The sequence below is a fragment of the Streptomyces sp. NPDC012888 genome, from assembly GCF_042900645.1.
GTDB lineage: Bacteria > Actinomycetota > Actinomycetes > Streptomycetales > Streptomycetaceae > Streptomyces.
Window position 1 is genome coordinate 50,299 of the sequence record NZ_JBIBBM010000019.1, and the last position, 21,462, is coordinate 71,760.

Annotated in this window: 23 protein-coding genes; 10 read left to right on the forward strand and 13 right to left on the reverse strand. The window is 72.3% G+C overall.

Going from position 1 to position 21,462, the window contains the following annotated elements:
- Window positions 1-321 precede the first annotated feature (321 nt).
- Window positions 322-531, forward strand: coding sequence for a hypothetical protein (locus ACFY61_RS28060; protein WP_389476412.1), 210 nt, complete (start codon window positions 322-324; stop codon window positions 529-531).
- On the opposite strand, the gene ACFY61_RS28065 is transcribed toward ACFY61_RS28060, so the two are convergent.
- Complete coding sequence (locus tag ACFY61_RS28065) at window positions 528-1,421, reverse strand: NAD(P)-dependent oxidoreductase (RefSeq protein WP_389476414.1); 894 nt, start codon at window positions 1,419-1,421, stop codon at window positions 528-530. The two genes, ACFY61_RS28060 and ACFY61_RS28065, sit on opposite strands and share 4 nt — an antisense overlap.
- A 110-nt stretch (window positions 1,422-1,531) precedes the next feature.
- On the opposite strand from ACFY61_RS28065, the gene ACFY61_RS28070 reads away from it, so the two are divergent.
- Complete coding sequence (locus ACFY61_RS28070; RefSeq protein ID WP_389476416.1) at window positions 1,532-2,131, forward strand: TetR/AcrR family transcriptional regulator; 600 nt, start codon at window positions 1,532-1,534, stop codon at window positions 2,129-2,131.
- 16 nt (window positions 2,132-2,147) lie between these two features.
- Here the strand turns inward: ACFY61_RS28070 and ACFY61_RS28075 are convergent, their stop codons facing one another.
- From ACFY61_RS28075 to ACFY61_RS28090, 4 genes are all read right to left on the reverse strand, one after another.
- Window positions 2,148-3,293 carry a hypothetical protein gene (locus tag ACFY61_RS28075; protein ID WP_389476418.1) on the reverse strand — a complete coding sequence of 382 codons (1,146 nt, stop codon included), beginning with the start codon at window positions 3,291-3,293 and terminating at the stop codon, window positions 2,148-2,150.
- Window positions 3,294-3,375: 82 nt separating this feature from the next.
- Window positions 3,376-4,350: an ABC transporter substrate-binding protein gene (locus tag ACFY61_RS28080; RefSeq protein WP_389476420.1), complete on the reverse strand. Its 975-nt coding sequence runs from the start codon at window positions 4,348-4,350 to the stop codon at window positions 3,376-3,378.
- Window positions 4,347-5,027 carry an ABC transporter permease gene (locus ACFY61_RS28085; protein ID WP_389476674.1) on the reverse strand — a complete coding sequence of 227 codons (681 nt, stop codon included), beginning with the start codon at window positions 5,025-5,027 and terminating at the stop codon, window positions 4,347-4,349. The genes ACFY61_RS28080 and ACFY61_RS28085 overlap by 4 nt, the downstream gene beginning before the upstream one ends.
- A 2-nt stretch (window positions 5,028-5,029) precedes the next feature.
- On the reverse strand, window positions 5,030-5,704 hold the full coding sequence (locus tag ACFY61_RS28090) for an ABC transporter permease (protein ID WP_389476422.1): 675 nt from the start codon (window positions 5,702-5,704) through the stop codon (window positions 5,030-5,032).
- Between the two features lie 126 nt (window positions 5,705-5,830).
- On the opposite strand from ACFY61_RS28090, the gene ACFY61_RS28095 reads away from it, so the two are divergent.
- A complete protein-coding gene (locus tag ACFY61_RS28095) occupies window positions 5,831-6,823 on the forward strand; it encodes an ABC transporter ATP-binding protein (RefSeq protein WP_389476424.1) in 993 nt (330 codons plus the stop codon).
- Here ACFY61_RS28095 and ACFY61_RS28100 read toward each other — a convergent pair.
- Window positions 6,814-7,923 (reverse strand): alpha/beta hydrolase, encoded by a 1,110-nt coding sequence (locus ACFY61_RS28100; protein WP_389476426.1) that lies wholly within the window; start codon window positions 7,921-7,923, stop codon window positions 6,814-6,816. The two genes, ACFY61_RS28095 and ACFY61_RS28100, sit on opposite strands and share 10 nt — an antisense overlap.
- A 149-nt stretch (window positions 7,924-8,072) precedes the next feature.
- Here ACFY61_RS28100 and ACFY61_RS28105 point away from each other — a divergent pair, with 149 nt between their 5' ends.
- From ACFY61_RS28105 to ACFY61_RS28130, 6 genes are all read left to right on the forward strand, one after another.
- Entirely contained in the window at window positions 8,073-9,929 is a 1,857-nt protein-coding gene (locus ACFY61_RS28105; RefSeq protein WP_389476428.1) for a phosphatidylglycerol lysyltransferase domain-containing protein, read from the forward strand.
- A gap of 82 nt (window positions 9,930-10,011) precedes the next feature.
- Window positions 10,012-10,884: a dihydropteroate synthase gene (gene folP / locus ACFY61_RS28110; protein WP_389476430.1), complete on the forward strand. Its 873-nt coding sequence runs from the start codon at window positions 10,012-10,014 to the stop codon at window positions 10,882-10,884.
- Window positions 10,885-10,942: 58 nt separating this feature from the next.
- The gene (locus ACFY61_RS28115) at window positions 10,943-11,386 is read left to right on the forward strand and encodes a nuclear transport factor 2 family protein (RefSeq protein WP_389476432.1); all 444 of its coding nucleotides are present in this window, start codon (window positions 10,943-10,945) and stop codon (window positions 11,384-11,386) included.
- A gap of 125 nt (window positions 11,387-11,511) precedes the next feature.
- Window positions 11,512-11,871: a dihydroneopterin aldolase gene (folB, locus tag ACFY61_RS28120; RefSeq protein WP_389476434.1), complete on the forward strand. Its 360-nt coding sequence runs from the start codon at window positions 11,512-11,514 to the stop codon at window positions 11,869-11,871.
- Window positions 11,868-12,467 (forward strand): 2-amino-4-hydroxy-6-hydroxymethyldihydropteridine diphosphokinase, encoded by a 600-nt coding sequence (gene folK / locus ACFY61_RS28125; RefSeq protein ID WP_389476436.1) that lies wholly within the window; start codon window positions 11,868-11,870, stop codon window positions 12,465-12,467. Before folB ends, folK begins: the two co-directional genes overlap by 4 nt.
- Before the next feature lie 62 nt (window positions 12,468-12,529).
- Window positions 12,530-13,024 carry a DUF3180 domain-containing protein gene (locus ACFY61_RS28130; RefSeq protein WP_389476438.1) on the forward strand — a complete coding sequence of 165 codons (495 nt, stop codon included), beginning with the start codon at window positions 12,530-12,532 and terminating at the stop codon, window positions 13,022-13,024.
- A 25-nt stretch (window positions 13,025-13,049) separates the two neighbouring features.
- On the opposite strand, the gene ACFY61_RS28135 is transcribed toward ACFY61_RS28130, so the two are convergent.
- The 7 genes from ACFY61_RS28135 to dacB form a co-directional block, all read right to left on the reverse strand.
- Window positions 13,050-13,430, reverse strand: a complete 381-nt coding sequence (locus tag ACFY61_RS28135; RefSeq protein WP_389476440.1) for a hypothetical protein — start codon at window positions 13,428-13,430, stop codon at window positions 13,050-13,052.
- A complete protein-coding gene (folE, locus tag ACFY61_RS28140; protein WP_389476442.1) occupies window positions 13,427-14,032 on the reverse strand; it encodes a GTP cyclohydrolase I FolE in 606 nt (201 codons plus the stop codon). Before folE ends, ACFY61_RS28135 begins: the two co-directional genes overlap by 4 nt.
- A gap of 96 nt (window positions 14,033-14,128) precedes the next feature.
- Window positions 14,129-16,165 carry an ATP-dependent zinc metalloprotease FtsH gene (gene ftsH, locus ACFY61_RS28145; protein ID WP_389476444.1) on the reverse strand — a complete coding sequence of 679 codons (2,037 nt, stop codon included), beginning with the start codon at window positions 16,163-16,165 and terminating at the stop codon, window positions 14,129-14,131.
- Window positions 16,166-16,354: 189 nt separating this feature from the next.
- Entirely contained in the window at window positions 16,355-16,894 is a 540-nt protein-coding gene (gene hpt / locus ACFY61_RS28150; protein WP_389476676.1) for a hypoxanthine phosphoribosyltransferase, read from the reverse strand.
- 40 nt (window positions 16,895-16,934) lie between these two features.
- Window positions 16,935-17,960 carry a tRNA lysidine(34) synthetase TilS gene (tilS, locus tag ACFY61_RS28155; RefSeq protein WP_389476446.1) on the reverse strand — a complete coding sequence of 342 codons (1,026 nt, stop codon included), beginning with the start codon at window positions 17,958-17,960 and terminating at the stop codon, window positions 16,935-16,937.
- A gap of 175 nt (window positions 17,961-18,135) precedes the next feature.
- On the reverse strand, window positions 18,136-19,266 hold the full coding sequence (locus ACFY61_RS28160) for a zinc-dependent metalloprotease (protein ID WP_389476448.1): 1,131 nt from the start codon (window positions 19,264-19,266) through the stop codon (window positions 18,136-18,138).
- Window positions 19,267-19,322: 56 nt separating this feature from the next.
- Window positions 19,323-20,756: a D-alanyl-D-alanine carboxypeptidase/D-alanyl-D-alanine-endopeptidase gene (gene dacB / locus ACFY61_RS28165; protein ID WP_389476450.1), complete on the reverse strand. Its 1,434-nt coding sequence runs from the start codon at window positions 20,754-20,756 to the stop codon at window positions 19,323-19,325.
- A gap of 154 nt (window positions 20,757-20,910) precedes the next feature.
- On the opposite strand from dacB, the gene ACFY61_RS28170 reads away from it, so the two are divergent.
- On the forward strand, window positions 20,911-21,402 hold the full coding sequence (locus ACFY61_RS28170) for an inorganic diphosphatase (RefSeq protein ID WP_125541818.1): 492 nt from the start codon (window positions 20,911-20,913) through the stop codon (window positions 21,400-21,402).
- Window positions 21,403-21,462 lie beyond the last annotated feature (60 nt).

Here is a 21,462-nt window from a genome sequence, read left to right on the forward strand (position 1 = left end):
CGCAGTTCCCCGCGCCCCTGACCGGGGCCACCTCCGCCCCGCCGGCAACCGAGCCCCGCGCGCCGCGGCCCCCGCTGCGCGGCACGTGCCGGCCCGCCCGTGGCCGCTCGCGCAGTTCCCCGCGCCCCTGACCGGGGCCACCTCCGCCCCGCCGGCAACCGAGCCCCGCGCGCCGCGGCCCCCGCTGCGCGGCACGTGCCGGCCCGGCCGTGGCCGCTCGCGCAGTTCCCCGCGCCCCTGACCGGGCCAGACCCGGCCTCGGTGCCCGCGCCCTGGCCGGGGTCGGGCGTGGTTGTCGTCGGGGGCGGGCAGACTGGGGGCATGTCCGCCTCACCCCGTCGCGCCTGCCCCGTATGCCGGCGCGACTGCGCCGTGACCGCCGGGCGGATCGCCCGGCACGACCCGCCCGCGAGCCGCGGCGAGATGGTCTCCTGCCCCGGCTCCCGCGCCCGGGTGGTGCTGGGCGCCTCCGCGCCCGCACTGGACGGCTTCGTGCTGCCCGAAGTGCCCGGACAGCTGGCCCTGTTCTAGGCCCCCGCGGCCGACCCCGCGGGCTCGCGCAGCAGCTGGAGCACCCGCGTACCGCTGTCGTCGCCGAAGCCGGCCGCCAGGCCTCGCCGGTAGAGCGCCACGTGCGCGTCGAGGATCCCGGTGTCCACCCCGGCGTCGGCGGCCGTGTGCCGGACGTGCTCGATGCTCGCCGCGCACATGGCGAGCCGGTCGACCTGACCACCGTGCTCCCCTGCGTCCACCCGCTCGGTGTAGAAGCGCACGAAGCCCGAGAGGCTGTCGGAGGTCTCCACGGCCTGCGGCAGGATGTCCGCGGCGGTCAGCCCGTTGGCCTGCGCCACGGCCACGGCCTGCTCCCAGCCGGTCAGCGCCGTCCAGAACATGATCATGCCCAGCTGGTAGTGGAGCTGGGCGAGACCGGGGTCGTCCCCCTTGTGGTCGGTGCCGCCCAGCACGTCCAGCGCGGCGCGGTGCTGCTCGTACGCGCCCCGGTCCCCGCTGACGAAGATCTGGGACTCGGGCTTGCCGAGGCCGGACGGCGGGACGGTCACCCCGCCGGTCAGGTACCCCGCCCCCCGCTCCGCGGCCCACGCGGCGGCGGCCCGCGCCTTCTCGGGGACGTCGGAGGAGAGGTTGGCCAGCACCCGGCCGTCGAGTGCCGCCCCGTCGAGCGCGGTGTACATGGCGTCGACGTCGATCAGGCTGAGGACGGTGAGCCCGGACGCGGCCACCGCTCCGGCGGCGGTGGCCGCGCGGTGCGCCCCCCGGGCCACCAGGTCCTCGTCCTTGCCGGCGCTGCGGTTCCAGACGGTGACGCGGTAGCCCGCGTCGAGGTAGGCGGCGGCCATGGCCCGCCCCATGGGCCCCAGTCCGATGACGCTGACGGTGCCGCTGACGGTGTTCTCGCTCATGATGCTCTCCCCTGCCTCGCTAGAACGAACGCTCTATCCAGCGCTCGGGGCAGACAGTAGCACGGAAGTAGAGCGAGCGCTCTATCCAACTCCGGCGATAGACTCCCTACATGACGACGACCACCACCGCCGCCCTCGGCACCCGCGACCGCCTGATCAGCACCGCCTCCCGGCTGATGCAGCACGGCGGCTACGAGAGCACGCCGATCAAGCAGCTGGTGAAGGAGGCGGGGGCCACCATGGGCTCGCTGTACCACTTCTTCCCGGGCGGCAAGCAGGAGCTCGCGGTGGCCGCGATCGCCTACGGCGACGAGGAGTTCGCCGAGCTCCTGCGCACCGGGCTGGCCCTGCACGCGGACCCGGCGGAGGCCGTCGGGGCGCTGACCGAACTGCTGGCGGAGGCCCTGGAGGAGTCGATGTGGCGGGACGGCTGCCCGGTCACGGCGACCGCGCTGGAGTCGGTGGGCCGCATGCCCGAGGTCCAGGCGGCCTGCGCGGCGGCGTACGCCAACTGGGAACGGCTGGTGGAGGAGAAGCTGCTGGCCTGCGGACTGTCCGAGGAGGACTCCCGGGACCTGGCCATGACGGTGCTGAACACCCTGGGCGGCGCGGAGACGGCGGCCCAGGTCGGCCAGAGCCGGACCCCGCTGCTGGTGGCGGGCCGCCACCTGTCGCGCCTGATCGCCTCGTACGTGCCGGCGAGCGACTGAGGCGGGACGGCGGCGGCTAGGAGATCGCGGTCCGCAGCGGGGCCACGTCGATCGGCTCGGTCTCGTCGTGCTCCGTCAGGTCGATGACCTGGCCAATCGTTTCTGCCCGGCGCTCTGGGCCGGGCGCCGCGAACTCGGGCTCGGGCCCGGCGGTACCGGCGGCGAGCTCGGGGCGGCCGGCCGCGGGGGGAGCGGTCCGTGCGGCCCGCGCGCCCTCGGCGCTCTGGGCCTTGTGGTCCGCCATCGCCTCCTCCCCCACCACGTCCGCCAGGTCCTCGTGCTGGACCGCCTCGATCGCCGCCCGCGTCTGCGCCGCGGCCGCCTTCGTGCCGAAGAAGTCGAAGCCGCCCTCGACCCGGGAGGCCGGGCGCCGGGCCGCCGTGTACGGGGCCACGGCCGCGGCCGGCCTGCGGGCCGGTACGGAGGCCGGCGGCGCCTGCGCGGGGGCGGGTGCGGCCGGCGCGGCGGCCGCGGCCGGCGGGACCGCCGGTGCCGGCCGCGCACCGGCCGCCCGCGGCTTGGCCGCGCGCTCCGGGTCGGGGTCCGGCTCCGGCCCGGCCTCAGCGGCGGCCCCGCGCGCCAGCGCGTTCAGCGCCGCGTTGGCCCGGGCGTAGCCGACCGGGGTCGGGGCGCCGCTGCCCGTACGATCCTCGGAGACCGGCGGCAGCTCCTTCTGGCCCGCGCCCGCACTGCCCGGGGCCGCCGAGGAGGCCTCGATGGCCAGCAGCCGCCGGCCCTCCAGCGCGCTCGCCCGCTCCGTCTCCGCGGTGGCGTACCGGCGCAGCAGCGCCGCGTGCTCGCCCCGAAGCCCGGCCAGTTCCACCCGCTTCGCCCGGAGTTTGGCGTCCAGCCTGGCCCGCAGTGCGCGGGACTCCTCTAGGTCGGACTCCAGTTCGGCGATGCGCTCCTCGGTGCGCCACTCGTCCTTGACCCGTTCCCGGGCCAGTTCGGCCACCCGCCGCCCGGCCGCGCGGTCCCAGGTCCGCATCACGACCGCACCGGTGGTCCCGGCCGCCGCCGTGAGGACCACCAGCAGTCTCAGCGCCAGGGGTTCCGCGAGGAGCCAGGCCGCGACGGCGCTGGTGAGCGAGACACCGGCGACCGCCGAGGGCGTGAGAAGCCGGTGCAGGGGTTCGGGATTGCGGTGGCGTCCACGGGGCATGGCCAGAAATTTACAGGGCGTGCCGTGTTGGGGGACAGCCGCCCGGCAATCCGTTTCCCGGCGGTTACACCGGCACTGAACCTCACTTCTTCAAGAGGCCCTTGGCGAGGAGGTAGTTCTTGGCGACATCGGCCGGCTTGGCCCGTTCCGCGTCGACCTTCCCGTTGAGTTCGATCAGGTCGGCGGTGGTCAGCACCCGGGTCAACCGGCCCAGGGCGGCGGCGATCTCGGGGCTTCCGGCCTCCTTTGCGTTCACCACCGGCAGGATGTTGTCGGCGTTCTGCAGCTTCTTGTCGTCCTCCAGCAGGACGAGCCCGTAGGAGTCCAGGGTGGCGTCGGTCGTGGTGGTCAGCACCAGCTGGTCGACGCCGTCCTTGACCGCCTGCTTGGCCTGTGGAGTTCCCACGCCCTTGGGGTCGATACCGGAAACGTCGATTCCGTATGTCGACTTCAACCCGACCGCACAGAAGGGCCGGACGGCGCATTCGTCACCGGCGGCGATCTTCACCTTCAGACCCGACTTTCCAAGATCGGAAAGCGACTTCAGGTTGTGTTTCGCGGCGAATTCCCTGCTCACCGCGAAGGCGTTCTGGTCGACCGCCCCGCCGGCCGGCAGAACCTTCAGGCCCAGCGGCCCGGCCAGGCCCTCGAGGGCCGCCACCGTGGCCGCCGCGTCGCTGGACGCGACCGGCTTCTCCTCCGGTGCCTTCGGGCCGTTCACCTTGGCGTTGAGGAACTCCGCGAGGGTGGCCGCGTACTCCGGGACCACGTCGATCTCGCCCTTCTCCAGGGCCGGTTCGTACAGCTCGCGGTTGCCCACCGTGGTGACCGAGGTGCCGTACCCCTCGGCCCGCAGCAGCTGCGCGTACAGCTCCGCCAGTACGGCCGACTCGGTGAACCCGGCGGCCCCGACGACGAGCTCCCCCTTGTTCCCGGAGCCGGCCGGCGCCCCGCCGTCCCGGCTCCGCTCCAGGCTGTCGCCGCCGCACGCGGCCAGCGACAGGCTCAGGGCGAGCGCGCCCAGCGACGCTCCCAGGACCCGCGTCGTCTTGCTCATCGAGTACTCCGTTCGATTCGTCGGCGGCGGAACAGCAACCGGTCCGCACTCACCAGCAGTCCCTCCACCAGCAACGCGAGCAGCGCCACCAGCAGGGCCCCCGCTACCACCTGCGGGGTGTCGTACGTGTTGAACCCGGCGGTGATGATCCGCCCCAGCCCGCCCTGGCCGACCATCGCGGCGATCGTCGCCGTGGCCACGACCTGCACGGCGGCCGTCCGCACCCCGGTCATCACCAGCGGCCGGGCCAGCGGGAGTTCCACCCTCAGGAAGACCTGCCCACCTGACATGCCCATACCCCGGGCCGCCTCCACCACGGCACGGTCCACCCCGCGCAGCCCGGTGTAGGCGTTGGTCAGCAGCGGCGGCACCGCGAACAGCACCAGCGCCACCACCGTCGGTACGTACCCGGCACTGCGCAGCGGCGAGACCATGAACAGCGCCAGCACCGCGAACACCGGCACCGCCCGGCCCGCGTTGGAGAGGTTCACGGCGAGCGCGCCGCCCCGGCCCACGTGCCCCAGCCACAGCCCGACGGGCAGGGCCACCGCCGCGGCGAGCAGCAGCGCCGACCCGCTGACCAGCAGGTGCTCGGCCAGCCGGTGCCAGACCCCGCTCTCGCCGGACCAGTTGGCCCCGTCGGCCAGCCACCGCCAGGTCCCGCCCAGTACGTCCACGGTCAGCCGCCCGCCTTCCGCGTCCACGGCGTGAGCAGCCGCTGCACCCCGAGCAGGAGCAGGTCCGCCACCACCGCGAGCAGCACGCACAGCAGCGAGGCGGTCAGCACCTGCGCCTTGAACGAACTGTTCACGGCGGGGGCGATGAGGTTGCCCAGACCGCCCTTGCCGACGATCGAGCCGACGGTGGTCAGCGCGACCGTCGAGACCGTCGCGATCCGGACACCCGCCATCAGGGACGGCAGCGCCAGCGGCAGCTCCACCTGCCACAGCAGCCGCCCCGGGCCGTACCCCATGCCGCGCGCGGCCTCCCGGACCTCCTCGGGCACCGCCTCCAGGCCGGCCAGCACGTTCCGCACCAGCACGGTCAGCGAGTACAGCACCAGACCGGTCACCACCAGCGACGCCGACAGCCCGAAGAACGGCAGCAGCAGCGAGAACATGGCGAGCGAGGGGACGGTGTACAGCAGTGTGGTCAGCCCCAGGACGGGGGCCGCCCAGCGCCGGCCGCGGCGCGCGAGCAGCGCCAGCGGGAAGGCGACGAGCACGCCCAGGGCGACGGAGACGGCGGTGATCCACACGTGTTCGACCGTGGCGTCCGTCAGCTCCGGGCCGCGCGAGGTCACGTACTCCCAGCACCACCAGTCGTTCGCCACCAGGCATCCGCGCCCGGCCATCCGCTCACCCCCGAACATCCGTACCCGTCGACCCTAAACCCGCGGGGTGGCCACGGCCGGAATCGTTCGCACACGGGCAACACCCCTTTCACACTTCCTCCCGACCGGTGCGCAAGGATGGGTCGGGTGATCCGATTCGAGCAGGTGACCAAGCGCTACGCCGACGGGACGACCGCCGTCGCCGACCTCTCCTTCGAGGTGGCGGAAGGCGAACTGGTCACCCTGGTCGGCCCCTCGGGCTGCGGCAAGACCACCACCATGAAGATGGTCAACCGGCTGGTCGAACCCACCTCGGGACGCGTCCTGCTCGGTGGCGAGGACGTCTCGGCCGCCGACCCGGTCGAGCTGCGGCGGCGGATCGGGTACGTGATCCAGCAGGTCGGACTGTTCCCGCACCGCACCGTCCTGGAGAACACCGCGACCGTCCCCCGGCTCCTCGGCACGTCGAAGGCCAGGGCCCGCGCCCGGGCCGCCGAACTCCTCGAACTGGTCGGCCTCGACCCGTCGGTGTACGGCGGCCGCTACCCCGAGCAGCTGTCCGGCGGCCAGCGGCAGCGGGTCGGCGTGGCACGCGCCCTGGCGGCCGACCCGCCGGTGCTGCTGATGGACGAGCCGTTCGGGGCGGTGGACCCGGTGGTCCGCGAGCGCCTCCAGCACGAGTTCCTCGCCCTCCAGCGCTCGGTGCGCAAGACCGTGCTGCTGGTCACCCACGACCTGGAGGAGGCCGTCCGGCTCGGCGACCGGATCGCCGTCTACGGGCACGGCCGGATCGAGCAGCTCGACGCCCCCGCGGCGGTCCTCGCCGCGCCGGCCGGCCCGTACGTGGCCTCCTTCGTCGGCGCCGACCGGGGGCTCAAGCGGCTGTCCGTCACCCGGGTGGCCCGCACCGACCTGGAGCCGCTCCCGGCCCCGGTCCGCCCGGGAACGCCGGAAGCGGCGGACGGGGCGAACCCGCCCACCGCTTCGGTGGTGCTCGGCGCCTCGCTGCGCGAGGCCCTGTCGGCGCTGCTCCAGGAGGACTCCGGCCGGATCGCGGTGACCGACCCGGACTCCGGCGAGCGGCTCGGCCTGCTCACCGTGGCGGGGGTGCACCGGGCGCTGCGCGCCGCTCAGGCCTGAATGCGGTCGCTCATCCACACCAGCGTCGGCGGGATCTCGCGGCGCCAGGTGTTGAAGTTGTGGCCGCCGCTGTCGAGGATGATCGAGGAGACCCGGTCCGGCCCCTTGACCCCCTTGATGAACTTCCGGGTGTCGCCGAGGTTGCCCTCGCCCTCCTCGCTGCTGGTGACCAGGAAGGAAGTCCCGGTCGGCTGCTTGTTCTTCAGGCTGTGCAGGATGTCGGCGCGCTTCTTCAGCTTGCCGTCGCCGTGGAACAGGTCGCCGGTGGTGGCGTCGTTCGGGGCCTGGTAGTACGCGGAGAGGCCGGCGCCGGCACCGAAGGTCTGCGGGTAGTGCACGGCCATCTTCAGCGCGCAGTAGCCGCCGGTCGAGTTGCCGATGAAGCCCATGTTCCGCGGCTTGTCGCCGACCCGGAAGGTGTCCTTGATCGCCTGCGGCAGGTCCTGCGCGAAGAAGGTCTCGGTCTGCGGGCCGCCCGGTATGTCCACGCACTCGGTGTCGCGCGGCGGGGCGACGGTCGGGCGCAGCATCACCAGGATCATCGGCTTCATCTTGCCCGCCTTGGCCTGCTTGAAGGCCGTCATCGGGTAGTTCAGCCCTTTGATCAGGTTCTCGGCGGTGCCCGGGTAGCCGGTCAGCACGATGGAGGCCGGGAAGTTCTTGTCCTCGTACTGCGGCTGGAAGTACTCCGGCGGCAGGTAGACGTACCCGGGGCTCTCGATCTTCGACTTCCGCCCCGATATCGCCACCTTCAGGATCTGGCCGCCGACCTGCGGCTTCGTGCCGCCCGGGACGTCCAGGTGCTGCTTGTCGACGATCTTGACGTCCCTGGTGCTCATCGAGTGGTCGACGACCTTGCCCATCTCGGTCTGCCGGCCGAAGAGGTCGGCCCAGGAACCGTAGAAGAGGAAGGACTTGTTGGCCGCGAGGCCGACCGCCGAGAACAGGGCCAGCTGGGTCGCGAGGAGCAGTCCGATCCGGCCGGCGACCGCGCGCCAGCCGCGGCCCGAGAGCCGCGGCCACAGCCACACCGTGGTCGCGAACAACAGCACACCGGCGACGATCGCCAGGACCAGGACCGCATTACTGGTGAGACCCATGTGAGTTATGCCGACTTTCTGCTTGGCAGGCCGAGTTTTTCCGCAGTGAGAGTGAACCCGCCGCCCCTTGGCGTCGTCCTAGTGGGCGCACACTCCGGAGGCCGCCGTGGCCTTCGGCCACTTGATCTCTCGCAGAGCAACGGGAAGCGATGTCTAGCAGGATAGATGCCGATAAGTCCGGACAGGTTCCGAGTCGGTTGCGTCGGATCCTCAGCGGCCCACGGCCCGAATCGGTACCGAGCCTGGTCGGTACCGCAGTCACCGTCGTCGGCCTGCTCGACATCGCCGCCGGCGTCTTCCCCCGGTTCCGGCACAGCCGGATCCACGCCGTCACCGAGGTGCTGCCGGGCTCCTTCGGCCCCTTCGCCGCCGCCCTCTCCATCAGCGCGGGCGTCCTGCTGCTGCTCCTCGCCCACGGCCTCAAGCGGCGCAAGCGCCGCGCCTGGCGCGCCGCCGTCGTGCTGCTGCCGGCCGGGGCCGTCGCCCAGTTCACCTACCGGCACTCCGTGATCGGCGTCCTGATCGCGGCCGCGCTGCTCGCCCTGCTCCTGCGCCACCAGGGTGAGTTCAAGGCCCTGCCCGACCCCCGCAGCCGCTGGAAGGCCCTCGCCAACTTCGTGCTGATGAGCGCCGGCTCCATCGGCCTGGGCCTGGTCATCGTCAACAGCCACCCCGGACGCCTCAAGGGCGACCCCGGCCTGTACGAGCAGATCACCCACGTCATCTACGGCCTCTTCGGCTTCGAGGGCCCGATGGACTACTACGGCCGGGTCTCCTGGACCGTCGGCTACTCCCTCGGCGCCCTCGGCATGCTCACCGCCCTCACCACCATCTACCTCGCCCTGCGCCCCGAGCACCCGGCCGCCCGGCTCACCACCGAGGACGAGACCCGCCTGCGCGAGCTCCTCGCCAAGCACGGCGGACGCGACTCCCTCGGCCACTTCGCGCTCCGCCGCGACAAGGCCGTGGTCTTCTCCCCGAGCGGCAAGGCCGCCGTCACCTACCGCGTCGTCTCCGGTGTGATGCTCGCCTCCGGCGACCCGATCGGAGACGTCGAGGCCTGGCCCGGCGCCATCGAGCGGTTCATGGAGGAAGCCAAGGTCCACTCCTGGACCCCGGCCGTCATGGGCTGCAGCGAGACCGGCGGCGAGGTCTGGACCCGCGAGACCGGCCTGGACGCCCTGGAACTCGGCGACGAGGCCATCGTCGACGTCAAGGACTTCTCGCTCTCCGGCCGCGCCATGCGCAACGTCCGCCAGATGGTCAAGCGCATCGAGCGCAACGGCTACACCACCCGGGTCCGCCGGGTCAGCGAGCTCACCCAGGCGGAGCTCGAAGCCGTACGGGGCGCCGCCGACGCCTGGCGCGGCACCGACACCGAGCGCGGCTTCTCCATGGCCCTCGGCCGGGTCGGCGACCCCGGCGACGGCGACTGCGTGATAGCGACCGCACACCGCGTGGAGGAGGGCGACACCAGCCCCTTCGGCGACCTCAAAGCGATCCTCCACTTCGTCCCCTGGGGCCCCGACGGCATGTCCCTGGACCTGATGCGCCGCGACCGCGCCGCCGACCCCGGCATGAACGAGCTGCTGATCGTCGCCGCCCTGCAGGCCTGCCCCGACCTGAAGATCGAGAAGGTCTCCCTGAACTTCGCGATGTTCCGCTCCGCCCTCGCCCGCGGCGAGAAGATCGGCGCCGGGCCGGTCCTCCGCGCCTGGCGCGGCCTGCTGGTCTTCCTCTCCCGCTGGTTCCAGATCGAGTCGCTGTACAAGTTCAACGCCAAGTTCCAGCCCCGCTGGGAGCCCCGCTTCGTGGTCTTCCGCGCCACCCGCGACCTCCCCCGCATCGGCTTCGCCGCCATGCAGGCCGAAGGCTTCGTGACCCTGGCCCTGCCCCGGCTCTTCGCGAGCCGCCGCCGGCCCAGGCCCGTCCGCGTCTGCGCCCACACCGACCACCCGCTGAGCGCCATGGCCCCCCGCCCCGAGCGCGAGGCCCAGGCCGCCTGACCTGCCGGTCGGCCCACCACGGGCGCCCGGGGCCGCACCGGCCCCGGGCGCCCGTCCCGTTCCGCGCCCTACCCTGGAGACCATGAACAGCAAGCGCGTGCCCACCGCCAGGGGCCGGGTCCGGGGGCTGCCGGAGTGGGACCGCTGCGCGGTCATGGGCGTGGTCAACGTGACCCCCGACTCCTTCTCCGACGGCGGCCGCTGGTTCGACACCACCGCCGCCGTCAAGCGCGGCCTGGACCTCGCCGCCCAGGGAGCCGACATGATCGACGTCGGCGGCGAGTCCACCCGCCCCGGCGCCACCCGCGTGGACGCCGACGAGGAACTCCGCCGCGTCGTCCCCGTCGTCCGCGGCCTGGCCTCCGAGGGCGTCACCGTCTCCGTCGACACCATGCGCGCCGCCGTCGCCGAACAGGCCGTCGCCGCCGGCGCAGCCCTCGTCAACGACGTCAGCGGCGGGCTCGCCGACCCCGCCATGATCCCGGCCGTCGCCGCCACCGAGGTCCCCTTCGTCGTCATGCACTGGCGTGGCTTCAGCGCCGACATGAACAGGCTCGCCGTCTACCAGGACGTGGTCGCCGAGGTCACCGCCGAGCTCCGGGCCCGCATCGACGCCGTCACCGCCGGCGGCATCGCCCCCGAACGCCTCGTCGTCGACCCCGGCCTCGGCTTCGCCAAGCAGGCCGAACACGACCTCGCGCTCGTCGCGCACCTCCGCGACCTGCGCGCCCTCGGCTTCCCCCTGCTCGTCGCCGCCTCCCGCAAGCGGTTCCTCGGCCGGGTGCTCGCCGGAAGCGAGGCCTCCGCCCCGCCGCCCGCCCGCGAGCGCGACGCCGCCACCGCCGCCGTCTCCGCCATCGCCGCCCACGAGGGCGCCTGGGCGGTCCGCGTCCACGAGGTCCGGGCCACCGCCGACGCGGTTCGGGTCGCCCGTGCGGTGGAAGGAGCACAGTGATCCGTACCCGGGGGACACGGACCCGGAGGCGGCGGCGGAGAGGTCCGAGAGGAGCCCGGTGAGCAGAACCGACATCGAGGCGGTCGAAGAGGTCAACACGGCCTTCTACGAGGCCATGGAACGGGGGGACTTCGACACCCTGTCGGGGCTCTGGCTCGACGACGAGATCTCCTGCGTCCACCCCGGATGGCCGGTGCTCACCGGCCGCGGCGAGGTGCTCCGCTCGTACGCGCTGATCATGTCGCACACGGAGTACATCCAGTTCTTCCTCACCGACACCAAGGTGGCCGTGATCGCCGACACGGCCGTCGTCACCTGCACGGAGAACATCCTCAGCGGAGGCCCGGCGGAGGACGGCCAGGACCTCGGTCCACTCGTCGGCCAGCTCGTCGTCGCCACGAATGTGTTCCGACGCACATCGGAGGGCTGGCGGCTCTGGTCCCACCACGGATCCCCGGTGCTCACGGAGTCCGACGAGGACGAATCGGACGACGACGCCTGACCCCCGGGGACCCCTCGGAGCCACCTCGGGCGAACTTTGCTGTTTATCGCAGGTAAATTCGATGGTGGACGACGCCGACCGCACTCGGCGTAGGACCAGCACCTACGAAAGCAGGAGTGATTCGCGTGGATCGTGTCGCGCTGCGCGGCCTCAAGGCCCGCGGGCACCATGGCGTCTTCCCCCGGGAGCGCGAGGAGGGCCAGACCTTCATCGTCGACCTGGTTCTGCACCTCGACACCCGCCCCGCGGCGGCCGACGACGACCTGGCGAAGACCGTCCACTACGGGGTCGTCGCCGAGGAAGTCGTGGACGTGGTCCAGGGCGAGCCGGTCGACCTGATCGAAACCCTCGCCGAGCGCATCGCCCAGCAGTGCCTCAAGCACGAGGGCGTCGCCCAGGTCGAGGTGGTCGTCCACAAGCCGGACGCACCGATCACCGTCCCCTTCGACGACGTGACCATCACGATCACCCGGAGCCGCGCATGAACCAGACCCAGAGCGACCCCACCGTTCAGCCGGTCCCCGCGTCCGTCGTCGAGACCGTCGACGCCGCCGACGTGACCCTTTCCAACCCCAAATGGGCGGTCATCGCGCTCGGCGCCAACCTCGGCAACCGCCTGGAGACCCTCCAAGGCGCCATCGACGCGCTCGGCGATACCCCCGGGCTGCGGGTCAAGGCCGTCTCCCCCGTCTACGAGACCGAGCCCTGGGGCGTGGACCCCGGCTCCCAGCCCTCGTACCTGAACGCGGTCATCGCCGTGCGCACCACCCTCCCGCCGTCCTCCCTGCTGGAGCGGGGACACGCCGTGGAGGAAGCCTTCCACCGGGTGCGCGACGAGCGCTGGGGCGCCCGCACCCTCGACGTCGACATCATCGCGTACGCCAACGCGGTCTCCGCCGACCCGGTCCTCACCCTGCCGCACCCCCGCGCCCACCTGCGCGCCTTCGTGCTGGCCCCCTGGCACGACATCGACCCGGAGGCCCAGCTCCCCGGTCACGGCCCGGTCGCCGCCCTGCTGGCCGGCCTGGACCGCACCGGCGTCACCCTCCGCCAGGACCTGGAACTCCACCTCCCCGAGTAGACGTTCACTACCCTGGGGCCGCGGCTGTTCGGACGAGCGGGACGAGATCGGGGTAAGGGTTCGTGAAGCAACTGAGGCTGGGTGTCCTCGTCGGCATCTTCGTGGTGGCCGGCGTCCTGTCCTGGGCGGGCGCCCGGCTGTGGAACGCCTACGGCACCCTGCCGGGCGTCCCCCTGGCCGCCCCGGTCGTCCTCGCGGTCATCGCGGTGGTCCTGCTCGCCACCGCCCTGTCGCTGCGGAGCCGCCTGAAGGCCCAGCGGGAGCGCCGCCCGGGCGCCAAGGGGGTCGAACCCCTGATGGCGGCCCGCGCGGTGGTCTTCGGCCAGGCCAGCGCCCTGGTGGCGGCCCTGGTCGCCGGCATGTACGGCGGCGCGGGCGTGTTCCTCTTCCTGGCCGACCTCACCGAGGTCCCCGCCCGCCGCGACCAGGCCGTCTACGCCGCCTTCTCGGTCCTGGCCGGCTGGGCGGTCATCGCCGCCGCCCTCTTCCTGGAACGCGTCTGCAAACTCCCGGAAGACAACGACCAGACCGGCCCGGAATCCTCAGCCCGCGCCTGACCCCGCCCCGTGGGCGCCGGGGGCCTCAGGAGTCGGCGATCCGCTCGGCCAGCGGGCCGACCAGCCGCTCCGCGTCCTCCCAGAGGGCGAGCTCCAGCTCCTCGACGTAACCGTCGCGGCTCCAGTCGAAGACCAGGGCCTCCCCGAGGACCTCTCCGGCCTCGTCCACCACGAGCCGGGAAGCCACCACCGGGCTGTCGCCGCGCGGCGGGGCGGCCGGGGCCGCGGTGCGGTCCACCCTCAGGTACTTGCTCCGGCAGGGGCAGGTGCATCCCTCGGCCATCTCGGCGTACGGCAGCTGCGCGCGGTAGGCCCGGTGGGCGTCGGTGTCCTCGTGGAGCACCAGCTCCAGGGCCCGGCGCACGTCCGCGCTCAACGGCCCCCAGGCCCGACTCGCGGCCGTCAACGGGCCATGATCAGGCTCATCGCCTCGTTGCGGGTCGCGACGTCGCGCAGCTGGCCGCGGACGGCCGAGGTGATGGTCTTGGCGCCGGGCTTGCGCACGCCGCGCATGGTCATGCACATGTGCTCGCACTCCACGACCACGATCACGCCGCGCGGCTCCAGGATCTCCATCAGGGAGTCCGCGATCTGCGTGGTCAGGCGCTCCTGCACCTGGGGGCGACGGGCGTACACGTCGACCAGCCGGGCCAGCTTCGACAGGCCGGTGATCTTGCCCTCGACGGAGGGGATGTACCCCACGTGGGCCACGCCGTGGAAGCTCACCAGGTGATGCTCACAGACGCTTTGCACCTCGATGTCCTTGACGAGCACCATCTCGTCGTGGCCCAGGTCGAACGTCGTCGTCAGGACGTCCTCGGGCCGCTGGTACAGGCCCGCGAATATCTCCTTGTACGCGCGGGCGACCCGCGCCGGTGTCTCCAGGAGGCCCTCGCGGTCCGGGTCCTCGCCGACCGCGATGAGGAGCTCGCGTACGGCCGCCTCGGCGCGCTTCTCGTCGAACTCGCCGATCACGCGCTCGCCGTCCAGCGTCACTGGGTCGGTCATCTGTGCCTCGTTCCTGTGTTCACGTCCGCGGGCATGTGAAAGTGCCGCGCCCCCCAGGCTAGAACCTGGGGGGCGCGGCATCCATTCCGGGCTTGATCAGCTTTCGGGGCGGTCCTCCGGGACCACCTCGATGCCCTTCTCGGTGGAGACCGGGGTGGCGGCCGCGGTCGCCGAGCTGCCGTTGGCCGCGTTCGTCAGCTGGAGCTCCTTCGGGGAGAGCACCGGCGGGCGGGTCGACGGCGTGCGCCGGGCGGAGCCGGTCCACGCGGGGCGGGCCGGGCGCTTGACCACGGTGGAGAAGATCTCGGCGATCTCCTCCTTGCCCAGCGTCTCCTTCTCCAGCAGCGCGAGGACGAGGTTGTCGAGGACGTCGCGGTTCTCGACCAGGATCTCCCAGGCCTCGTTGTGCGCGGTCTCGATGAGCTTCTTGACCTCTTCGTCGACCAGCGCCGCGACCTCTTCCGAGTAATCGCGCTGGTGCGCCATCTCGCGGCCGAGGAACGGCTCGGTGTTGTCCCCGCCGAACTTGATCGCGCCGAGCCGCTCGGTCATGCCGTACTGCGTGACCATCGCGCGGGCCGTGGCGGTGGCCTTCTCGATGTCGTTGGCGGCGCCGGTGGTCGGGTCGTGGAAGACCAGCTCCTCGGCCGCGCGGCCGCCCAGCATGTAGGCCAGCTGGTCCAGCATCTCGTTGCGCGTGGTCGAGTACTTGTCCTCGTCCGGGAGGACCATGGTGTAGCCCAGGGCCCGGCCGCGGGACAGGATGGTGATCTTGTGGACCGGGTCGGAGTTCGGGGAAGCCGCCGCGACCAGGGCGTGGCCGCCCTCGTGGTACGCGGTGATCTTCTTCTCCTTGTCCGACATGATCCGGGTCCGCTTCTGCGGGCCCGCCACGACGCGGTCGATCGCCTCGTCCAGCATGTGGTTGTCGATCAGCTTCTTGTCCGAGCGGGCCGTGAGGAGCGCGGCCTCGTTCAGGACGTTGGAGAGGTCGGCACCGGTGAAGCCGGGGGTGCGGCGGGCGACGGCCGAGAGGTCGACGTCCGGCGCGACCGGCTTGCCCTTCTGGTGGACCTTGAGGATCTCCAGGCGGCCCTGCATGTCCGGGCGGTCGACGGCGATCTGCCGGTCGAAGCGGCCGGGGCGCAGGAGCGCCGGGTCGAGGATGTCGGGCCGGTTGGTGGCGGCGATCAGGATGACGCCGCCCTTCACGTCGAAGCCGTCCATCTCGACGAGCAGCTGGTTGAGGGTCTGCTCGCGCTCGTCGTGGCCGCCGCCGAGGCCCGCGCCGCGGTGCCGGCCGACGGCGTCGATCTCGTCGACGAAGACGATCGCCGGGGCGTTGGCCTTGGCCTGCTCGAACAGGTCGCGGACGCGCGAGGCGCCGACGCCGACGAACATCTCGACGAAGTCGGAGCCGGAGATCGAGTAGAACGGGACGCCCGCCTCGCCCGCGACGGCGCGCGCCAGCAGCGTCTTGCCGGTGCCGGGCGGGCCGTAGAGCAGCACGCCCTTGGGGATCTTGGCGCCGACGGCCTGGAACTTCGCCGGCTCCTGGAGGAACTCCTTGATCTCCTGGAGTTCCTCGACCGCCTCGTCGGAGCCCGCGACGTCCGCGAACGTGGTCTTCGGGGTGTCCTTGGTGATCAGCTTGGCCTTGGACTTGCCGAAGTTCATCACTCGGGAGCCGCCGCCCTGCATCTGGTTCATCAGGAACAGGAAGACCACGACGATGAGGACGAAGGGCAGGAGCGAGAGCAGCACGCTCAGGAACGGGCTGGTCTTGTCCGGGGAGACGGTGTAGCCGTCCGGGATCTGACCGGCCTCGTACTTGGTCTGGAGGTCCTTGGCGAGCGAGACGCCCTGGTCCCCGATGTAGTTGGCCTGGAACTTGGTGCCGTCGTTGTCGTCGAGCTTCTGGCCGTTCTTGAGCTCGATCTTGATCATCTGGCTGTCGCCGGTGGTGAGCTTGGCCGTCTGCACCTGGTTCTGGCTGATCGCCTTGATGACCTCGCTGGTCTCCACCGACTTGTAGCCGCCGCCGGAGCCGACGACGTTCATCAACACGACCACGGCGAGGACAGCCAGCACGATCCACATGACCGGCCCACGGAAGTATCGCTTCACGTCCATCCATACGGGGCGGTGATCGCCCCGTCCCTCCTGCCCGTAGGTAAATGCTGCTGTGAGTAAAGACTGTTCTTCGGAATGTACCCCTGAATTGTCACCCGCGGCCCGACGGGACGGCTGACAGACCCGCTCTTGCATGCTCCAACGGCGGGAACGGCCCCGGGGTTCCCGGATCCACCGGGGCCGTGTGGATCAGCCGCCGTAGACGTGCGGGGCGAGGGTGCCCACGAACGGCAGGTTGCGGTACTTCTCCGCGTAGTCGAGGCCGTAGCCGACGACGAATTCGTTGGGGATGTCGAAACCGACCCACTTGACGTCGATCGCGACCTTCGCGGCGTCGGGCTTGCGCAGCAGCGTGACGACCTCCAGGGAGGCCGGCTCGCGGGAGCCCAGGTTCGACAGCAGCCAGGACAGGGTCAGACCCGAGTCGATGATGTCCTCGACGATCAGGACGTGCTTGCCCTTGATGTCGGTGTCCAGGTCCTTGAGGATCCGGACCACACCGGAGGACTGGGTTCCGGCGCCGTACGAGGACACCGCCATCCAGTCCATGGTGAGCGGGGTGGACAAGGCGCGCGCCAGGTCCGCCATCACCATCACGGCGCCCTTGAGGACACCGACGATGAGCAGGTCCTTGCCCGCGTACTCCGCGTCGATCTTCGCGGCCAGCTCGGCCAGCTTCGCGTCGATCTCTTCCTTGGTGATGAGCACCGACGCCAGGTCGCTGCCCATGTCCTTCTCGTCCACCCGCAACATCACTTTCGTTGACTCATCAGCCCTGCCGGATGACAAGTCTGCCACCCTGCCGCTGGGCCTCGACCCGGCCGGGCAGGTTGATGGCCCCCTGACCGCGCCATCCGGTGATCAACCGGTCCACTTCTTCGATGTGGCGGGCGAAGAGCGAGCCGGCCGGGGACCCCGCGGCGACCACGGCGCGGCGCAGTACGCGGCGGCGTACGGCGGGCGGCAGGGCGTACAGCTTGGCGCATTCGAGCTGCCCGAGTTCGTCGCGTACGGAGCCCTCCGCCTCGGCGGCCCAGGAGTCGAGGGCGTCGGCGTCGTCGCGGGAGAGCTGGGCGGTGCGGGCGAGGGCTTCGACGACTCCCTTGCCGAGGGCCTTCTCCAGGGCGGGGAGGCCTTCGTGGCGCAGCCGGGAGCGCGTGTAGGCGGGGTCGGCGTTGTGCGGGTCGTCCCAGACGGGGAGGGACTGGACCATGCAGGCCTTGCGGGCGGTCTGGCGGTCGATCTGGAGGAAGGGGCGGCGGTAGCGGGCGCCGGCGGTGACGCCGCCGGGTCCTCCGGAGACCTCGGGCATGCCGGAGAGCGACCGGATGCCGGAGCCGCGGGCGAGTCCGAGCAGGACGGTTTCGGCCTGGTCGTCGCGGGTGTGTCCGAGCAGCACGGCGGCGGCGCCGTGCCGGTCCGCGGCCTCGTCGAGCGCGGCGTAGCGGGCGTCGCGGGCGGCGGCCTCGGGTCCGCCCTCGCGGCCGACGCGTACCGTGACCGCTTCCACCGGGTCGAGGCGGAGCGCGGCCATCCTGTTGCGCACCTCGGCGGCGCGCAGGTCGGAGCCGGCCTGGAGTCCGTGGTCGACGGTGATGCCGCCGGCCCGGACGCCGAGCTTGGGGGCCTCGAAGGCGAGGGCCGAGGCGAGGGCCATGGAGTCGGCGCCGCCGGAGCAGGCGACGAGGACGAGCGGCTGCTGCCCGTCCGGCCGGGGGGTGAGCTCGTTCAGTACGTCGTGGAGTACGCGGCGGACCGCCAGGCGTATCGCCGCGACCGCAGGATGGGGACCCATGTCCGGTGCCCTTCGGTGGAGTTGGGGTGCCTTCTCAGGCGTGCTGGCCGGTACCGAGTTGTCACTCAGAGTGCGTCGATGGTGACAGAACCGAGCCGTTCTCCGAGCATCGCACGCCCTTGTACGGCCCACGGTCCCTCGGACGGGTGATGCTGCTTCCCCCGGTGGGACATGTTTACGCCTCTTCTCCGGTCCCCTTGCGGTGCACTCGGGCCACCCAGTCCGCGGGTCGGGCGATCTCGCTCTTGGTGGGCAGGGTGTTGGGCGAGGTCCACACCCGGTTGAAGCCGTCCATGCCGACCTGGCCGACGACGGCGCGGACGAAACGCTCGCCGTCGCGGTACTGGCGGAGCTTGGCGTCGAGGCCGAGGAGGCGGCGCAGGGCGGCGTCGAGGCGGCCGGCGCCGCTGGCCCGGCGCTGCTGGAACTTCTCCCGGATCTCGGCGACCGAGGGGACGACTTCGGGTCCGACGCCGTCCATGACGTAGTCGGCGTGTCCTTCCAGCAGGGACATGACGGCGGTGAGCCGGCCGAGGATCTCGCGCTGTTCGGGGGTCTGGACGAGTTCGACCAGGGAGCGGCCCTCTTCGCCGTCCTCGGCTTCGGGTCGGGCGCCGGCGAAGGACTGGGCGGCTTCGCGCAGGCGTTCCAGGACGGTCATCGGGTCCATGTCGGTGGCTCCGAGGAACGACTGGATTTCGCCCTCCAGGTGGTCGCGGAGCCACGGGACGGCGGTGAACTGGGTACGGTGCGTCTCCTCGTGGAGGCAGACCCAGAGCCGGAAGTCGTGCGGGGCGACGTCGAGCTCGCGTTCGACGTGCACGATGTTGGGGGCGACGAGCAGCAGCCGGCCGCCGGAGCCGGGCAGGTCGCGGCCCGCCGGCGCGAAGGTCTCGTACTGGCCGAGCACGCGGGAGGCCAGGAAGCTCAGCAGCATGCCGAGCTCGACGCCGGTGACCTTGCCGCCGACGACGCCGAGGACGGCTCCGCCGGGGGTGTTGCCGCGCCGCTCCTGCATCCGGCCAAGCAGGGGGCCGAGGAGCTCGCGGAAACCGGCGACGTTGGCCCGGATCCAGCCGGCCCGGTCGACGACGAGGACGGGGGTGTCCTCGACGGGTGTGCCTTCGGGGATCATCCGGGTGAACTCGCGCACGTGCCGTTCCGAGGTCCTGGCGTGCCCGCGCAGCTCCGCGACGACGGCCCGGGCCTCGTCCCGGCCGACCTCCGGGCCGGGCCGTACCAGGCGGGTCGCGGTCGCCACCGCGAGGTTCCAGTCGACCATCTCCGCACCACCGATGCTCGTCATGCGTCAACCGTACGTGGACCAGCCGTTCGGCGGAGCCCCACGCGCGCGCCGGACCGTCAGGAAGTGGTGGCCACGGCGGAGGCCAGCGCGTCGAGGGCCTTCTCGGCGGCGCCCGGGTCGGTGCTGCCGGAGGCGAGGAAGGCGAAGGAGAGGAGTCGCCCGGACGGGGTGACGACGGTGCCGGCCAGGGAGTTGACCTGGGTGAGGGTGCCGGTCTTGGCCCGGACGAGTCCGGCGGCCGGGGAGTCCGCCGCGTTGCGGGCCCGCAGGGTGCCGCTGAAGCCGGCCACGGGCAGGCCGGTGAGGACGGGCCGGAGCCGGGGCTGGGCGGGGTCGGCGGCCTTGGCGAGCAGGGCGGTCAGCAGTCCGGCCGAGACCTTGTCGGCGCGGTTGAGGCCGCTGCCGTCGGCGAAGCGGCTGCCGGACAGGTCGAGGCCGAGGGCGGCGAGCCGGGCCGCGACGGCCTTCTCGGCGCCCTCGAAGCCGGCGGGCTGTCCGGAGGCGAGGGCGGTCTGGCGGGCCAGGGCCTCGGCGATGTCGTTGTCGCTGTGGGTGAGCATCCGCTCGACGAGTCCGGCGAGCGGGGTGGAGTGGGTGGCGGCCAGGGGCGTGGCGCCGGCCGGTGCCTTGGCGCGGGCGGGGGTGCCGGTGACGGTGACGCCGTGTTCGCGGAGCAGGGCGGCGAAGGCGCGGGTGGCGTCGCGGGCCGGGTCCTTGCTGCGGTCGACGGGGCCGGAGAAGGAGTCGTCGGGGCGGCCCTGGTCGGCGGTCAGGGCGCTGACCGGGGCGATGTTGTCGTTGTCGATGCCGATGGGGTGGACGGCGGGCCCTGAGTAGAGGGAGTCGTCGTAGCCGAGGGTGACGGCGGTGGTGCCGGCGGCCTTCAGGGCCTCGGCGGTGTCGGCGGCGAGGGCGACGAGACTGCCGCCGGATCCGGCGGGGGCCTTCTTGCGGGCGGTGAGGGAGGGGTCGCCGCCGCCGACGAGGACGATGCCGCCGGGGACGGGGCCGGGGACCACGGTGGTCGCGATGCGGTGCTCGGGGCCGAGGGCGGAGAGGGCGGCCGCGGCGGTGGCGATCTTGATGGTGGAGGCGGGGGTCATCGGCCGGCGGGCGCCGGCCTCGAACAGCACCCGGCCGGAGGCGGTGTCGACCACGGAGGCGGTGCTGAGGTCGCCGAGCGCGGGGTCGGCCAGCAGCGGCTCCAGCGCGGCGGCGAGCGCGGCCGGGCGGGCATCTGCCGGATCCGCCGGATTCGCCTGCTGTGCCCCGTTCGGGCCGAGGGCGGCGAGTACGCCGGGGGCGCTGGGGGCGGGTCGCGGAACAGGGCGCTCCCCGTGATCTGCGCCACCTGCGCGGGCGTGCGCCGTCGCCCGGTCCCGCTCTGCCGTACGCTGCCCGGAGTCCCAGGGACCGGCCGCAACCACCGCAGAGGCGGCCAGGGCCAGGCCCGTCACGGCGGAACCCGCGACGAGCTGCCACGTCCTCATCGCCGGCACCTCGACCAGCCCCTTTCGCGATCACGGGTATGCGTGAGGGACACTTAATCACTGCGTCTTGCCGCGAGCATGGCACCCCGCCCGGCTGGGCTGGGCCGGACGCGCGTCACTCGTTAGCAAAGAGCTGAGCATGGAGGAGCAGGACGTGGAGTTCGACGTCACCATCGAGATCCCGAAGGGTTCGCGGAACAAGTACGAGGTGGACCACGAGACCGGCCGGATCCGCCTGGACCGTCGCCTGTTCACCTCCACCAGCTACCCGACGGACTACGGCTTCGTCGAGAACACCCTCGGTGAGGACGGCGACCCGCTGGACGCGCTGGTCATCCTGGACGAGCCGACCTTCCCGGGCTGCCTGATCAAGTGCCGCGCGATCGGCATGTTCCGGATGACCGACGAGGCGGGCGGCGACGACAAGCTGCTGTGCGTGCCGGCGTCCGACCCGCGCGTCGAGCACCTGCGCGACATCCACCACATCTCCGAGTTCGACCGCCTGGAGATCCAGCACTTCTTCGAGGTCTACAAGGACCTGGAGCCGGGCAAGTCGGTCGAGGGTGCGAACTGGGTCGGCCGGACGGAGGCCGAGGCGGAGATCGAGCGCTCGTTCAAGCGGCTGCAGGAGCAGGGCGGCCACTGATCCACCCCCGGGCGGGCGGCACCCCCACCGGGGCGCCGCCCGCCCGGCGTTTCGAGCGGG